We start from the raw sequence: 13,680 nt of genomic DNA, 5'->3' as shown, positions 1-13,680 counted from the left end.
TTATAATTTAAAACTTGCTCCTACCGTTACCCAGCGGCCAGGCATCATTACGGCGCCTGCTTCTACGTAGGTAACATCCAGCAGGTTGCTGGCATCAGCGTATACCTGGTAACGGGATTGCTTATACGCAATGCGTGCATCAATCAGCGTATAGTCTTTATAGTTAATACGCATGCAATAACGTGCAGCAGCGGAAACGCTGAAGTGGTGCAGCAATTCTGTACGCACATTAGCCGTGAACTGATGGCGCAGGCTTTCAATCACATAGCGGGAAATCTTTGTGGTGATGGCATCGCCTTTGAAAGAAGGAGACAGATAGTTGTAACCGGCATTTACGCCAATGCTATTAAACAGGTAGTGTGGCTGTAACGTGGTGTTATAGCCTGCATTCAGGGTAAAGCCCGTCATATCAGCCCGTTGGAAATTCTGTGGCTGCCAGTTGATGGTAGCCGGATTAGCCACACCTGCGGTATCTTTTACGTAGTCAATAAAGTTGCTGACCTGGCGATAAAAAACGGATCCGCTATAAAAGAATTTACCACTGAATTTGCGGATGCCCACTTCTCCGTAGCTGGCCTTTTCAGGTCCCAGTTTTTCGTTACCGATAATGCCCTGCCCTTTGTAATAGAGGTCGGTGTAAGTAGGCAGTCGTTGCGCCGTACCTGCATTGGCATACAGTTTCAGGTCGGGTGTGATATTAAAGCCCACATCGGCGCCCGGGAAAAACTGCCAGCCATAGAACGAGTTATAGTTCAGGTAGCCACCTACAGTAAAGCTAAAGCGGCGATCGGCGATGGATTTATATTCACCGGACAGACCCAGGTTGGTTCTTTCATGATTACCCAGGCTGGTACTTTTAATATGCTCATATCGGCCTTCCACGCCGGCTCCAAAGGTACCGATGGCGGTGGTGAAGGTGTTATTCAATTCAGCTCCCAGCACATTGGTATTGTGCAGGTTCCGGTATTTGTTGGGCTTGATGTAGATGTAATCGTCTTTGGTATAGCGGTAGCTGATCCGCGGTGTCATCACCCAGTTACGGGTAATGCGGGAGGTATTGCTGACTGCTGCCAGGAAGGTTTTCACGGTTTCTTCTGAGTTGAGATCGCCTGGTGGTGCATAAAAGCCGTTGGCGCCATAGCCGTTATTAATGAAACCAGCCATTACATTGTACTGGTGCAGAGAGTCATTGTTAAAACCTGCCTGGTAAAGGGCGCGGTAGTTATCGTACGCGGTATTGTAGCGATAGCCATTGCCCTGGTTACGGCTTACTGACAGGGAATGGCTGTTGCCTCCCTTTACTAATGCTCCACTGGCGCCCAGGCTATAGGCATCATACAGCTTATTATTTTCGTTCTTCTTAAAGCTGCTACCAGCGCTACCGTTGATGGTAAGACCACTTTCGGTGGCTTTACGGGTAACGATATTAATAGCGCCATTGAGCGCATTAATGCCGTATATGCGGGCAGCGGCACCTCTCAGCACTTCAATATGATCGATGTCGGCCAGCGATACCGGCAGGTTCATCATATTATGACCGGTTTGGGGGTCGGTAATTTTCACGCCATTGAGTAACAGCAGGGTTTGATCGAAGGTACCTCCATCGATGCCAATATCGGCCTGAATCCCTTCCGGGCCACGCTGGCGGACATCCAAACCAGGTACAAACGCCAATACTTCCGTCAGGGAAGTTACCGGCATTGCCTCTATTTGCTTACGGGTAATGATAGTAATATTGCGGTTAATCGCCTTTACGGGCGCCGCCAGCCTGTTTTCCTGTACAATTACCTCATCGAGCTGACGGGTGGCAGGGATGCTATCCCGTGTTTGTGCAGACGCGCTACCACAAAGGCCCAGCAACAGGGAAAAGACTATTTTATTATTCGACATTGCAACACGCATCTTTTAAAAATCATGGCTAAAAGAGCGCAAAGGTAAAGAATTACGAATTACCAATTACGAATTACGGATTTGTGGGTAGATAATAGCAAATGTCATTCGCGTTTACCATCTACCCACAAATTCGTAATTCGTAATTTATTCTAATGCGTATACATACCCATCTGTACTACCAAAAAACAACACACCATCTTCCAGCCAGGGCGTAGATAATATACTGCCCATGTCCAGGAAATCTGCATACATTTTAACGTAATCATCTTTATACCTGGCCATCAGGTCGGGGATTAATTTGTGGGAAGCGGGGTCAAAAAAGCGGCGTTCTTCCTGCCTGCTGGCGGCGGTTTGAAATATGGTGGTGCTTTCACCGCTACCCAGGTTCATTTTCAGTATTTTGCCATCCAGGCTCCCCATATAGCCGTATACGTTAGTACTGGCAATACTGCTGAATACATTGAGTGCTATAGGCGCCTGCCACTGCAAACGGCCACTGGAAGTACTAAAGGCTACTGCCCGGTGGGAGTCGGACGTAGATACCAACAGGCGTTTCCCAGCCAGACTGGGTACGCTGGTCCAGCTGCCGGGTTCATGGAACACCCACAAACCTTTGCCCGTGCGGAGGTGTAACGCGTATACGTTGTAATCACGGGAGCAGAAATAAACACTGCTGTCTGCTACTACTGCATGAAATTGTACTTCGCCCATTGGAAAATAGGTTTCTCCCACGGTATCAAATTTCCAGCGCAGGGAGCCGTTGGTGTTAATGGCGTAAAAGAAGCCATCGAAGCTACCGGCGAGGACAATGTCATCCGCCACGGTGGGGGCCGCATGTACAGCACCATTGGTTTTATACTTCCATTTCAGCTTACCGGTACGCGCGTTTAAAGCGTATATATGCCCATCGGTACTGCCAACGTAAATAATCCCTTTATGTATGGTGGCGGAGGAAAGGAAATAGTCCCACGGATCAACAGCATGTTCTCCGCCGGTGCGGAAAGTCCATAACGGGCGACCAGTATACATATCCAGCGCGTAAAAGTTGCCATCTTCACTCATGAAAAATACTGCGGCACTATCGCAGGCTACGGTACCATTTACGGCTCCTTTGGTTTTAAATTGCCACAGGGCTTTTCCATTGGTGCGATCCAGTGCATACATGCAAGAATCGGCGGCCCCGATAAAGAGATAATTTCCGTTGATAACCGGAGAGGATATTACTTTTCCACCGGTTTTAAACTGCCATTTGATAGCCGGATGATCGGAGATATCGGTAGAGGGACTTTGATTGGCTCTGTTGGCGGAACGGCCCAGCTGTTGGGCATTGAGGGATTGGCTCAGGGTAAGCATCAGCATCGCTGGCCATAACAATAATTTCATAAGCAGAACATATATTCGCTTGTTAAGATACATTTATCTAATCAAAAAATCTGTATTTTCGTGATGTTATGACAATAGATAATACCAGGAAAGCAAAAATCATTAACTGGCTCAAAAAAATCGGCTTCTGGGGTTTCCTTTTCTTCCTTATTAAGGGCCTTGTGTGGCTGGCTTTGGGCTACTGGGTATTCAAGTAAAGCACGCTCCGGAGAGCGTGCGATAAACAACTCAAAATAACTATTACTTCTTTACCCAAAACATTTAAGAAAATACACCTGCAAATGACCCGGCTGATGTAATGTCGGATAGTTGTTTGTGCAATGCGTTATTGACGGCACGGTATACGCTTCCGCCCATACTGATCCGCTTCACTCCTGCTGCAGTTAGCTCACTGAAAGCGGGTAATCCCGGCATGGACAATACATTCACGGGTAGCCGGCTGGCCGCCGTCACCTGGCGGATATCGGCGATATCGTGGATGAAAGGCACAAAGATACTGTCGGCGCCCGCTGCTTCAAAAGCGGCGATGCGGGCCAATGTTTCCTTCATTTTGTTGGGGACGTCCAGTAAAAATGTATCTGTTCTTGCGTTGATGAACATTTGTATATTTTTGCGCGCCAATTCATTTTTAATGAAGTGGAGTGTATGGCTGAAAGATGCTATCGACACCAGTTCCCGCGTACTCCCCACTACGGAATCTTCCAGGTTTACGCCTACTACGCCGATATCATGTAATTGCTCCAGGTGTTGTACTACCACCGCCGGATCTGCACTATAGCCCCGTTCGATATCTGCAGATAACGGGACTTTGGTATGGCGGGCAATTTTTTCTATGATAAAAAATAATTCATCGAAAGGAATCTGTTCTCCATCTTCATAGCCCAGCGTATCTGCGATAGCTGAACTGGAAGTACCTATGGCCGTAATCCCATTATCCTGTAAAATGCGGGCGCTGACAACATTCCAGGCGTTGCCCAGCAACAGCGGCGTAGGTTGATGATGCAGTACTTTAAATAGTTCGTAATTACTCATTGGATATTTTTGTAAGGATGAAACTAAATATGGAAAATTCCTTCAATCACTGTAATAGCCTGTCCCTTCAGCAGTATCCGGTCGTCCTGCCACACTACCTGTAACTCCCCGCCCCGGGCTGATGACTGGTAGGCGAAAAACGTTTTCTTATGCAGGCGGACGGCCCAATAAGGCGCCAGGCTGCAATGAGCAGACCCTGTTACCGGATCTTCATCAATGCCAATGGGACCAGCAAAGAAGCGGGAAACAAAATCGTAGGGCGTGTCTGCGGCTCCTTTCGCGGTAATAATACATTTATGCGCCAGGAGGAGTTGCCGGTCGGGTATAAATTGGGCTACAGCATTGGCCGTTGGTAATTCCACGATATAACGGTCAACACTATACGCCACATTTACAATTTCCTCTTTAAACATTGGTTGCCAGGACTCTGGCAAAACGGCCGGTGTATGCCCTCTTGCCGGGAAATCCAGTGTAATCCAACCATCCTGGCAGGTGGCGGTGAGGAGTCCGCTCAGGGTATAGAAATGAATGGTAGTAGTGCGTGGTACCAGGCCTGCTTCCCATAATACGTGGGCGCTGGCCAGGGTAGCGTGTCCGCAAAGCGGTATTTCCACCAGCGGGGAAAACCAGCGCAGGCGATAGCCATCGCCTTCCGGTAGCAGGAACGCGGTTTCCGCTAGGTTGTTTTCACCGGCGATGGCGGCGAGGATATGATCATCCGGCATGCTGTTCAACAGGCATACACCGGCGGGGTTACCTTTAAAGGGCTGATTCGTAAATGCGTCAACCTGGAAAAAACGAATACTCATGGGCGGTGGATTATGATTATCTCACAAAATTGCCAATAATTATCATTTAAAAACAGATGCAAAAGTTGTTATTTCGACCATATCAGATGCGAGAGAGCAGAAAGCAGAAAGCGGAAAGCTACTGAAGCGAATAAAAAAAGCTCAGTAAGCCATTACAACTTACTGAGCTCCTGAAATATGCGGTTAATTATTTTTTCGGAGGCAGGGCAAACGCTACTGCATCGTGCTCAAAATGTCCTTTATGAGAGCCATCGCAGAAAGGTTTGTTGGCAGATAATCCGCAACGGCAGATGCTTACCAGCTCCCGGCCGCCCAGGTCGTACTTGTTGCCGTCTTTATCGACGATTTCGAATTCACCTTCCACCCTGAGTGAACCATTGTTATTAACTGTAATCTTAGTAGCCATAAAATTTCCTTATTTAGCTGGCAAAAGTAGGAAAAAGTAGGTTATTCGCTCACAACCGACAATATATTCCCCGCCGGATCAGTGAACCAGGCTACTGTAGGCCCTTCCGGGCCGCGGTGAATTCCTTTCTCATTGGTTTTGATAGCGCCGCCGTATTGTAAAAACTCTACGCCTGCTGCCGTAAGCTGATCCACGGTTGCTTCCACATCACTCACCGGGAAATTAAGAATGGTGAAACTGGCCGGGGTATGATCTGGCTTTGCATAAACGATCACCCCATTGCTTCCGGCGATTTTCAGGGTAAACATATACTCGCCTTTGCCGGCTATTTCCAGCCCCAATTTCTGCCCATAAAAATCTTTTGCCTGTTGCAGATCATTGACAGAAAATCCGCTGTATGCTTTTGTGTGCTTAAACATAAATAATGATTTTCCTGGTGAACAATACAAGCCGCAGCGGCCTGCTCAGTAAAGATATCCTCCTAAATGTACGACCATTACCGCAATAGTAAGGGGTGCGAACAAGGCAAAACATGGGTGTTATTGCGACAATAACTGTTACACCATTTGCTTCCGGTAGCGAACGGCTGCTTTTATCATCTTGCTAAAACTAACCAGCAACGGATAAAAAACAAATGCCTGCAATACACCGGTGGCTTCAAACCAAAAATCATCCGGCATTTCATAGACAGGTGGCGGGAACAGCATCCGGAAAAAAGAATTATTACCGGTTACCAAAAAAACAATATTTTTAGCAAGGTGATTGTATACCCCTTCGTATAACCCGATGACCAGTAACGGAAACAGGAGTACGGAAATAAGATAGCACACCAGCAGCCATCTGCTATCCGGGTACTTTTGCAACTGCCGGCCTAATCCATACACCAGTAACATAACTGGTACGGCTACAAATAAGACATGCAAACGCCAGGGGGTGTGATAAATAACGGCGCCATAAGCATGGTGGATGGCCGTTAGTAATAACAACGCCGCGGTAAAAAAAGTGGTTCTTTGTAGTGTTTTCATCGTTTAAATTTCTACAAAGTTGTTGCTTGCCCGCGGAAGCGCCTATAGGTTACCAAAAACTCACTTAGCCACTTTTATGGTTACCTGGTTCTAAATGAATACGATATGAAAAAAGAAATTGCACCTGTTTTAATATATCCACCGGCGTTATGTCCTACCGCACTAACGCTTAACATCATCGGAGGCAAATGGAAGCTGCTCATCCTGCATTTGATTACGCAGCAAATGAATCGTTTTAGCCTGCTGGAGAAGCAGTTACCGGGCATCAGCCGTAAAATGCTGGCCACGCAATTGCGGGAACTGGAAGGAGATGAATTAATTACCCGGGAAATATTTGCAGAAATTCCCCCCAGGGTTGAGTATAGTCTCACGCCCAAAGGGGAATCGTTGGTAGCTGCGGTGATGCACCTGCATCAATGGGGAGAGGAACACCTCATCCCCAAACAACCGCGACACTCCCCTATTCCTTAAGGCACAAACTGTTTAACCGCTTTACCCAGGTCATAAATTTTCACCTGGTTCTCTAATGCCGCCGCAATAATACTACTGCCCGCAGCGCTACGGGTACCACCTGCACAATGTACGACCACCGGTTTATTGACCGGAATTTCGGATATGCGTTCCCGTAGTTGATCCAATGGAATAGACAGGGCCTGATTAAAAAACGGATAATCTGCCGCTTCGTTGGCCATCCGTACGTCAATGATGGTATAATTTTCCGGGTGTGATCTGAATTCTTCCAGTGGCAAAGCATCCATATGAGCGGCTCCGGTGGTGTACACGGCGGCGCCTGTAATGAAGGACTCATAGCCAATTTTAGCAGCTTTTGTTATTACCTGCTGTAAAGCCTCTTCATCTGCTGCCAGTAAATAAAACGGTTCTCCCGGCCCAACGATGCTGCCCAGCCAGGTTTCAAACTTACCTCCATTCTGTATATTGATGGCCCCGGGCGGATGGCCCTGTTTAAAATCGTCTCCCGTGCGGGTATCTATGATGATGGTACCTGCTTCAAAAACAGGCGTACCGGATAGTACCGGCACTTTTCCCAGGGAAGCAGCCAATGGCGCCGCTCCCGCCCTGTTGACATCCACATCATAGGGAAAATATTTTGGGATAAAGGGTTGCATAGATAGCAGCTCTTTTACGAAGGCCGTTTCGGTGAGCTCATCCAGGCTCCAGTTGCTGACTTTTTCTGCCGCAATGGTACTGCTGTCTTCCTCGCTGAGCGATTTACCGCAAAGGGTTCCGGCTCCATGCGCAGGATATACCAATACGTCGTCTGCCAGCACCATTAATTTTTCGCGCAGCGAATGATACATCATCCGGGCCAGGGCTTCCCGGCCAGCGGTAATATTACCGACGCTTTCGCGCAAATCGGGGCGACCACAGTCGCCAATAAATAAGGTATCTCCCGTAAATACCACCCGGTCTTCGTTCTTATAGCTCAATACCACACAGATGCTGTCTGGCGAATGTCCCGGCGTATTCAGGGCCCGGAGGGTGATATCTCCCAACACAATTATATTGCCTTCGTCAAAACTGGTATGGGGATATGCCGCTCCCACCAATTGGGAACAATAAATTACCGCCCCGGTAGTTTGATGCAGCTCCAGGTGACCGCTGATAAAATCGGCGTGGGGGTGCGTTTCAATCACCCCGGTAATGTTCGCCTGCAGCGATTGTGCATAAGCCAGGTAAGGCGCCAGGTCCCTGGAAGGATCAATGAGTATTACTTCATTGGATACTTCACTGTAAATAGCATAACTGTAATGTGCCAGTCCTTTGTCTTCGAATTGTTGAATGTCCATGAATACGGTTCTTTTAATGGTGCTGAAATACGGGGCGTATTAAGGCTGCTGAAATAGCTCACCTAATATACTGCCTATAACGGTCCGGGAGAAAAAAAGTTTGATCCCCATCGCCCCGTTTCAGCAATCCCATTACTTCGCCGCTGCAAACCGTTCTTCGAGATAAGTAGATAGTCCCGGGAGTTTTACCTTGTACCGGTACATTCCACCAAAGCTGTCTTCTTCCTTTAACAACTCATGACCGGATTTACTGATCCAGAAAGTCTGGCTATAATGCCCCCTGGGAGAATCTCCTTCTGTAAACAGTTTCCAGCAATCTACCTGGCGGCTATCCAGTGTTTGCAGGGCGTCACTGCCCGTTACTTTATAGGTCACGTAGGCAGGTGGTTCCAGGCCGGCATCATAAAACCGGATCACAAATGTTTTACCAGCTGACAGTGGCAGCATTTCAAACGTTTCTATATCCAGGTTCCAGTTATAATTGGGCTGATCAAACGCCAGTTTAAAATCAGCTGCTTTATTATCCGGCGAAGCATCGCCTGCAATGCCGGTATGGGACCAGTTATAGGCCTGTTTCAGGTTTCCTTTTGTTTCCGCATGATAAAGCGGAGAAAAGTCGGCCGCGCTGTTTACAGAATGAAATACCCTGTACCGGGCAGTGTCCTCGTTATACCAGTGTTGCGTGATCCTGAATACCGGCTTATTATCCTGGCTGGTTTTCTCTATTTCACGCACCCACAGGCTGAGGCTTAGCATATCAGCACGTTTGGGGAGCTGGAAATAAACCAGGTATTGCTTTATCCCGGGCTTTAGCAGGCTGGTATTCAGGGGATGATGGCGTTGATCTACCGTGTCTGTTTGGGCACCTGCACGTGCTGCAACCAACAACAAGATAACTACAGATAAAAGGATTCTTTGACAAAACATCCGATGCATGTTTACGAGAGATTTAGGTGAATAAAAGGGTGAGTGTGCGTAGGTTACTGGTATCAAAGTTTTCCCGTTTGCCGGAGGATAACAAACCCATTCAATCATTCCGCCGATATTTTAAATGAATGCCCGGATCTGCCTAACAACAGGAAGATTGAAAATATGGCCCCATCAGTTGAACCGATCCCCTGTTTCATTGAATAAAGAAAACCTCCGGGATACCACGACATGGAATAAGTTTAAAACCTTCGTACATTGGGGGTATGCAATTTATAAGGGAAATGACGGCGAGTACCCGCTTACAATGGCTCCTATGGCTGATTGTGTTTTTGATGATGTTTTTCTCCATGTTACCGGAAGATGGTTTTAAGGAGGCCGCTCTTTTCGCCTCGCTCAATGTGGCTTTTTACGCGATGGTGATCTATGGTAATATCAACTGGTTGTATCCTGCCTTGTATCTGAAGGGCCGTTTGCTGGCATATATCTTGTCAGTTTTTGCGTTCCTGCTGGTAACTGGGCTGGTCCGGGCCTACCTGATGGATTGGATTTATATTACCTGGTTTGCCCCCTCCTTCAGGCCCATCACCTTTCCCATTGTATTGCGGTATATGGCGGGTATTCCTTTGCTGTTTTTACTCAGTTTTATTTTCAGGATTGCCATTATTTATTTTTCGCTGAAGCAGCAGGCTGCCGCACTGGTACTGCAAAATGCCAAAACAGAACTGAAGCTCCTGAAATCGCAGGTACAGCCACACTTCCTCTTTAATACCCTGAACAATATTTACTATGAAGCCTACCGGGAAGCGCCGCGTACCGCGGTGCTGATAGAGCGACTCTCGGAGATCATGCGATATTTTGTGGATGAAAGTCCCAAAGACCTGGTGCATTTATCTACCGAAATAAGCTTCCTGGAAAATTATATTGCGCTGGAGAAGATCCGTATCCGGCATGAAATTACGCTTACCTTTACCTGTAAGGTAGCCGATGGCAGCAGCATTCCGCCTATGCTGCTGATGACTTTTGTAGAGAATATCTTTAAACATGGCATCGATAAAACCAGTATGCATAATGTAATTGACATCACCCTTTTGCAGGAGCAGCAACAATTGTTGTTTACCACCCGGAATAGTTTACCGGAAGATGCCTCCGGCCAACGGCAAGGTGGTTCCGGCATCGACAATCTACGGAAGCGACTCACGCTGTTATACGGTGATGCCTATACGTTACAGACCGAAAAATCGGCCACTCATTTCATCGCCTTTTTATCTGTTCCCATATGAGCCTGAAATGTATTATTGTTGACGACGAACCCAATGCAGTGAACCTGCTGGAGCTGCATATACAGCAAACCAGCGACTGGCAACTGCTGGCCAAATGCTATAATGCACTGGAAGCCCTGGCTTTCCTGAAAACGAATAAAGCAGACCTGATTTTCCTGGATATCAATATGCCCAAACTGGATGGGATGGAGCTCGCAGCCCTGCTACCGCCGGAGGTAAAAATTGTATTCACCACCGCCTATGCAGAATATGCAGCGGCCAGTTACAATTTCCAGACCATCGACTACCTGCTGAAACCTATTACCTTAAAGCGTTTCCTGGCAGCACAGCAGAAAATAGTAACGGCGTTTAGTCATGCCCGTTTACCGGATACCAGCGCCGCTTCCGCACCCGATTACTTCTTCGTAAAATCTGGAAAAGTACTGCAGCAAATTCGTTTGCCGGAACTACTTTACTTCGAAGGGGAAAAAGAATATGTAAGAGTAGTGACGCTTAAGGGCGAAACACTGGTGTATAAACGATTAAAAGATATTGCGGAACAACTGGGTGCACCATTTATCAGGGTGCATAATTCGTACATCGTGAACACAGGCCGGATTGATAAAATCCAGGATAATCATATATTTATTGGCGGAAAGAGTATTCCTTTGAGTGACAAGTTCAGAGCGGGTTTCATGGAATTGATCCAGCAACGCTTTTTATAAATAGCCTTATGACCTTACGTAGCATATTTCCTTATATCGTGATTGTATTCCTATTTGCGTTTATTTATTGGTTGACGATGGTGATTCCGACTAAAATGCTTTATGCCATTTGGGGTTGGGAATGGAAAGACGCCAGGTGGAATAGTAAAACACGTCCTCAAAATGATATCTTCTCATTTGGACTCCCCCTTTCACTTTTGATGGTAAATACTCTCGAAATATGTACTACCGTTAAAAGTAAATTTGCGCAACGGATTTTGAAATCTATGCTGACCATCATTCTCACTTTTATGGCAGGATGGTGCGTTTATATGTTGATAGGCGCGCCACTCATGCAGAATATGTATCATTCTTACCGGGGCGTTCCTGCCCGCTTGTTTTGTATAATTAGCCTTTTCTTCACATTCTTTGGCTTAATTATACTGGAACTGATTCAACTTATGTTTTTTGCACTGTTATCAAAAGAAAAAATTACTGCGTGTATTCCGCGGTGGTTGCGAATGGAAGCCCTTCCGACTAACAGCAGCATTATTCATTGATCCAATGGCCTAAATTGTATCATTTATGTCGTTTGAGACAAGGCCACTTCGTTGTATTTTTGCTACATGAAACGCCACATCCCTTCTACTCCTGTTGTCCACGAACGAAAGCGCACTGTTATTGTGATCATGTCGGGGAATATATTGCTGGATATAGCAGGGCCGGTAGATGTATTTGCCACGGCGGCAAAAATGCTGGTTGCCAAGGGTGCGCAGCAGGATTACGACATACTGGTAGCGGCGCCGGGTCGCACTACTGCTATTCCGTGTAGCGGTGGCATACAATTACATTGCGCCGCTTCTATACTGGATGCTGGTCCAATTGATACGTTACTGGTAGCCGGATACGATAGCGAGGCGGAAAACGAGTGCTATTATGACGACTTTTACAGGTGGTTGTCGGTAGCAGCGAAGGATATCCGAAGAATTGGTTCCGTTTGCGTAGGTGCATTTGCGTTAGCTAAGGCGGGTTTACTCAATGGCAGGCAGGTAACCACGCATTGGGAATACTGCGAACAGCTGCAATGCCGCTATCCGGCGATACAGGTAAACCCTAATCCCTTTTTTATTAAAGATGGAAATATATACACTTCCGGCGGGGTATCTTCCGGCATGGACCTGGCATTGGCGCTGATAGAAGAAGATCATGGCAGGGAGCTCGCCATACAGGTGGCCCGTAAGCTGGTGCTTTATTTAAAGCGTCCCGGATCGCAGGCCTCTTTTGGCACATTGGTACCGGAATATGCCATTCAAAATACCCTGGCAGGGCAACTACGCAACTGGATTGTACAACACGCCCATACGCCAATTGGGGTGCCGGAATTAGCGGAGCAGGTGCATATGAGCACCCGCCATTTTAGCCGGATATTCACCAGCGAAACAGGATTATCGCCTGCGAAATTTGTAGAAAAATTGCGCGTAGAACTGGCCAGGAAATACCTGGAAGACAGCGCGCTGAGCATAGACGCTATTGCTGAAAAATGCGGCTTTGGCAGCCTGGTATCTATGCGACGGATTTTTCTACGGCAATTGTTATTGTCGCCCAGCGACTACCGGAAAACGTTCCGCACCTCCCTGGCAAAGGACCATCATTAAGCATCACCACCAGGTATCCATCTTCCTAACTCACTACTGTATGAAATTATTCACTTTTTCATAAGGGCATTGCTATGCCCATTTACTAAATACACAATATCATGCAACAACAGCTCTCCTCCCTCCTTGCCGCGATGTTACAATTACCGGACGATCCCATTTCGCGGGAAGCCCTGCAATTTGTAAAAACGCATGAATCTTTATCGATCTATCATCACAGCATCCGTAGTTTTATTTTTGCCCGCTTATATGCCCACCACAAAGGGTTACAGCAGGAACCCGATTACCAGGAAAACCTGCTTTTTTTATCCTGCCTGTTTCATGATATGGGGCTTACAGACATTGGCAACGGTCCGCAGCGATTTGAAGTAGAAGGCGCTGATCAGGCATTACAATTTCTCGCCAACACGTCCTTCTCTCCCCACGATGCCGACATGGTATGGCAGGCCATTGCATTGCATACTTCTTCTGGTATTGCGGAAAGAAGGGGCACGATTCCGTTGCTGACCCGTATGGGCATTGTGATGGACTTCGGCGGGCCGCTGACCGCCTTTATTACAGACGAACAAGCCAGCGCTATTTTCACGGCCTGGCCCCGGCTATCGCTGGCCACCAGTTTAACAGACTGTATTGTAGGACAGTGCAGGGCCAATCCGGCCAAAGCGCACCGCTATGCCATTGCGGGTGAGTTGTTGCGGGAACGGTCTACCGGCAACGGCACTACGCAGTTGGAAGAAAACACTATTCATGGCAGATGGGGCAATTAGTACCTTGAC

At 47.3% G+C, this 13,680-nt stretch carries 15 protein-coding genes; 6 read left to right on the top strand and 9 right to left on the bottom strand.

Going from position 1 to position 13,680, the window contains the following annotated elements; all coding sequences use genetic code 11:
- The 7 genes from AC5ZC7_RS11170 to AC5ZC7_RS11140 all read right to left on the bottom strand — a co-directional run bounded on the left by AC5ZC7_RS11170 (position 1) and on the right by AC5ZC7_RS11140 (position 6,548).
- Positions 1 to 1,890 carry a TonB-dependent receptor domain-containing protein gene (locus AC5ZC7_RS11170; protein WP_496159210.1) on the bottom strand — a complete coding sequence of 630 codons (1,890 nt, stop codon included), beginning with the start codon at positions 1,888 to 1,890 and terminating at the stop codon, positions 1 to 3.
- A 147-nt stretch (positions 1,891 to 2,037) separates the two neighbouring features.
- On the bottom strand, positions 2,038 to 3,276 hold the full coding sequence (locus AC5ZC7_RS11165; protein WP_496159211.1) for an outer membrane protein assembly factor BamB family protein: 1,239 nt from the start codon (positions 3,274 to 3,276) through the stop codon (positions 2,038 to 2,040).
- A gap of 261 nt (positions 3,277 to 3,537) precedes the next feature.
- Positions 3,538 to 4,308: an isocitrate lyase/phosphoenolpyruvate mutase family protein gene (locus AC5ZC7_RS11160; protein WP_496159212.1), complete on the bottom strand. Its 771-nt coding sequence runs from the start codon at positions 4,306 to 4,308 to the stop codon at positions 3,538 to 3,540.
- Between the two features lie 23 nt (positions 4,309 to 4,331).
- Positions 4,332 to 5,117 (bottom strand): PhzF family phenazine biosynthesis isomerase, encoded by a 786-nt coding sequence (locus AC5ZC7_RS11155; RefSeq protein ID WP_496159213.1) that lies wholly within the window; start codon positions 5,115 to 5,117, stop codon positions 4,332 to 4,334.
- Between the two features lie 187 nt (positions 5,118 to 5,304).
- A complete protein-coding gene (locus AC5ZC7_RS11150) occupies positions 5,305 to 5,523 on the bottom strand; it encodes a CDGSH iron-sulfur domain-containing protein (RefSeq protein WP_496159214.1) in 219 nt (72 codons plus the stop codon).
- A gap of 41 nt (positions 5,524 to 5,564) precedes the next feature.
- Complete coding sequence (locus AC5ZC7_RS11145; protein WP_496159215.1) at positions 5,565 to 5,942, bottom strand: VOC family protein; 378 nt, start codon at positions 5,940 to 5,942, stop codon at positions 5,565 to 5,567.
- Between the two features lie 138 nt (positions 5,943 to 6,080).
- Positions 6,081 to 6,548: a hypothetical protein gene (locus AC5ZC7_RS11140; RefSeq protein WP_496159216.1), complete on the bottom strand. Its 468-nt coding sequence runs from the start codon at positions 6,546 to 6,548 to the stop codon at positions 6,081 to 6,083.
- 105 nt (positions 6,549 to 6,653) lie between these two features.
- Here AC5ZC7_RS11140 and AC5ZC7_RS11135 point away from each other — a divergent pair, with 105 nt between their 5' ends.
- The gene (locus tag AC5ZC7_RS11135) at positions 6,654 to 7,019 is read left to right on the top strand and encodes a winged helix-turn-helix transcriptional regulator (RefSeq protein WP_496159217.1); all 366 of its coding nucleotides are present in this window, start codon (positions 6,654 to 6,656) and stop codon (positions 7,017 to 7,019) included.
- Here the strand turns inward: AC5ZC7_RS11135 and AC5ZC7_RS11130 are convergent.
- Together AC5ZC7_RS11130 and AC5ZC7_RS11125 are read right to left on the bottom strand one after the other, a co-directional pair.
- On the bottom strand, positions 7,016 to 8,356 hold the full coding sequence (locus AC5ZC7_RS11130; RefSeq protein WP_496159218.1) for an MBL fold metallo-hydrolase: 1,341 nt from the start codon (positions 8,354 to 8,356) through the stop codon (positions 7,016 to 7,018). The genes AC5ZC7_RS11135 and AC5ZC7_RS11130 overlap by 4 nt on opposite strands.
- Positions 8,357 to 8,488: 132 nt before the next feature.
- Positions 8,489 to 9,283 (bottom strand): DUF3108 domain-containing protein, encoded by a 795-nt coding sequence (locus AC5ZC7_RS11125; RefSeq protein ID WP_496159219.1) that lies wholly within the window; start codon positions 9,281 to 9,283, stop codon positions 8,489 to 8,491.
- Between the two features lie 266 nt (positions 9,284 to 9,549).
- On the opposite strand from AC5ZC7_RS11125, the gene AC5ZC7_RS11120 reads away from it, so the two are divergent.
- The 5 genes from AC5ZC7_RS11120 (at position 9,550) to AC5ZC7_RS11100 (ending at position 13,671) form a co-directional block, all read left to right on the top strand.
- A complete protein-coding gene (locus tag AC5ZC7_RS11120) occupies positions 9,550 to 10,566 on the top strand; it encodes a histidine kinase (protein WP_496159220.1) in 1,017 nt (338 codons plus the stop codon).
- Positions 10,563 to 11,270, top strand: coding sequence for a response regulator (locus AC5ZC7_RS11115; RefSeq protein ID WP_496159221.1), 708 nt, complete (start codon positions 10,563 to 10,565; stop codon positions 11,268 to 11,270). Before AC5ZC7_RS11120 ends, AC5ZC7_RS11115 begins: the two co-directional genes overlap by 4 nt.
- Before the next feature lie 8 nt (positions 11,271 to 11,278).
- The gene (locus AC5ZC7_RS11110) at positions 11,279 to 11,809 is read left to right on the top strand and encodes a hypothetical protein (RefSeq protein WP_496159222.1); all 531 of its coding nucleotides are present in this window, start codon (positions 11,279 to 11,281) and stop codon (positions 11,807 to 11,809) included.
- Positions 11,810 to 11,875: 66 nt separating this feature from the next.
- Positions 11,876 to 12,904: a helix-turn-helix domain-containing protein gene (locus tag AC5ZC7_RS11105; protein ID WP_496159223.1), complete on the top strand. Its 1,029-nt coding sequence runs from the start codon at positions 11,876 to 11,878 to the stop codon at positions 12,902 to 12,904.
- A gap of 101 nt (positions 12,905 to 13,005) precedes the next feature.
- On the top strand, positions 13,006 to 13,671 hold the full coding sequence (locus AC5ZC7_RS11100) for an HD domain-containing protein (RefSeq protein ID WP_496159224.1): 666 nt from the start codon (positions 13,006 to 13,008) through the stop codon (positions 13,669 to 13,671).
- Positions 13,672 to 13,680 lie beyond the last annotated feature (9 nt).

The organism is Chitinophaga sp. 9-1-y, assembly GCF_059511905.2.
Note: the sequence above shows the minus strand (reverse complement) of the source record. Positions and strands in the feature narration are given on the sequence as shown.

What these genes read in the sequence shown, in the direction of transcription:
- AC5ZC7_RS11155 (WP_496159213.1), bottom strand. Translation starts at nt 5,117, where the DNA reads ATGAGTATTCGTTTTTTCCAGGTTGACGCATTTACGAATCAGCCCTTT.
- AC5ZC7_RS11120 (WP_496159220.1), top strand. Translation starts at nt 9,550, where the DNA reads ATGCAATTTATAAGGGAAATGACGGCGAGTACCCGCTTACAATGGCTC.
- AC5ZC7_RS11130 (WP_496159218.1), bottom strand. Translation starts at nt 8,356, where the DNA reads ATGGACATTCAACAATTCGAAGACAAAGGACTGGCACATTACAGTTAT.
- AC5ZC7_RS11115 (WP_496159221.1), top strand. Translation starts at nt 10,563, where the DNA reads ATGAGCCTGAAATGTATTATTGTTGACGACGAACCCAATGCAGTGAAC.
- AC5ZC7_RS11135 (WP_496159217.1), top strand. Translation starts at nt 6,654, where the DNA reads ATGAAAAAAGAAATTGCACCTGTTTTAATATATCCACCGGCGTTATGT.
- AC5ZC7_RS11165 (WP_496159211.1), bottom strand. Translation starts at nt 3,276, where the DNA reads ATGAAATTATTGTTATGGCCAGCGATGCTGATGCTTACCCTGAGCCAA.
- AC5ZC7_RS11145 (WP_496159215.1), bottom strand. Translation starts at nt 5,942, where the DNA reads ATGTTTAAGCACACAAAAGCATACAGCGGATTTTCTGTCAATGATCTG.
- AC5ZC7_RS11110 (WP_496159222.1), top strand. Translation starts at nt 11,279, where the DNA reads ATGACCTTACGTAGCATATTTCCTTATATCGTGATTGTATTCCTATTT.
- AC5ZC7_RS11105 (WP_496159223.1), top strand. Translation starts at nt 11,876, where the DNA reads ATGAAACGCCACATCCCTTCTACTCCTGTTGTCCACGAACGAAAGCGC.
- AC5ZC7_RS11160 (WP_496159212.1), bottom strand. Translation starts at nt 4,308, where the DNA reads ATGAGTAATTACGAACTATTTAAAGTACTGCATCATCAACCTACGCCG.
- AC5ZC7_RS11140 (WP_496159216.1), bottom strand. Translation starts at nt 6,548, where the DNA reads ATGAAAACACTACAAAGAACCACTTTTTTTACCGCGGCGTTGTTATTA.
- AC5ZC7_RS11150 (WP_496159214.1), bottom strand. Translation starts at nt 5,523, where the DNA reads ATGGCTACTAAGATTACAGTTAATAACAATGGTTCACTCAGGGTGGAA.
- AC5ZC7_RS11170 (WP_496159210.1), bottom strand. Translation starts at nt 1,890, where the DNA reads ATGTCGAATAATAAAATAGTCTTTTCCCTGTTGCTGGGCCTTTGTGGT.
- AC5ZC7_RS11125 (WP_496159219.1), bottom strand. Translation starts at nt 9,283, where the DNA reads ATGTTTTGTCAAAGAATCCTTTTATCTGTAGTTATCTTGTTGTTGGTT.
- AC5ZC7_RS11100 (WP_496159224.1), top strand. Translation starts at nt 13,006, where the DNA reads ATGCAACAACAGCTCTCCTCCCTCCTTGCCGCGATGTTACAATTACCG.